Here is a 709-nt window from a genome sequence, read left to right as displayed (position 1 = left end):
GGTCGACGTGGAAGTCGACAGCGAGGCGACCGAGCTATTGGTCGACGAGAGGCCAGTCGACAGCGAACCGATCGAGCTGGTGGCAGACGACAGACCCGTCGACGTGGAAGTCGACAGCGAGGTAACCGAGCTATTGGTCGACGAGAGGCCAGTCGACAGCGAGCCGATGGAGCTGGTGGCCGACGACAGACCCGTCGACGTGGAGGTCGACAGCGAAGTGACCGAGCTGTTGGTCGACGAGAGGCCGGTCGAGAGCGAGCCGATCGAACTGGTGGCGGACGACAGACCGGTCGACGTGGAAGTCGACAGCGAAGTGACCGAGCTGTTGGTCGACGAGAGGCCGGTCGAGAGCGAGCCGATCGAACTGGTGGCGGACGACAGACCGGTCGACGTGGAGGTCGACAGCGAAGTGACCGAGCTGTTGGTCGACGAGAGGCCGGTCGACAGCGAGCCGATTGAGCTGGTGGCCGACGACAGGCCCGTCGACGTGGAGGTCGACAGCGAAGTGACCGAGCTGTTGGTCGACGAGAGGCCGGTCGAGAGCGAGCCGATCGAGCTGGTGGCCGACGACAGACCCGTCGACGTGGAAGTCGACAGCGAGGCGACCGAGCTATTGGTCGACGAGAGGCCAGTCGACAGCGAACCGATCGAGCTGGTGGCCGACGACAGGCCGGTCGACGTGGAGGTCGACAGCGACCTGACCGAGCTA

At 65.2% G+C, this 709-nt stretch carries 1 protein-coding gene; it reads left to right on the top strand.

The annotated features are described in order from the left end of the window. Window positions 1-709, top strand: a 709-nt coding sequence (locus U5809_RS34570; protein ID WP_322089851.1) for a hypothetical protein, incomplete at both ends; no start/stop codon positions are given.

Source organism: Burkholderia sp. BCC1999 (assembly GCF_905339975.1).
In the GTDB taxonomy this organism is placed as follows: Bacteria; Pseudomonadota; Gammaproteobacteria; order Burkholderiales; family Burkholderiaceae; genus Burkholderia.
Note: the sequence above shows the minus strand (reverse complement) of the source record. Positions and strands in the feature narration are given on the sequence as shown.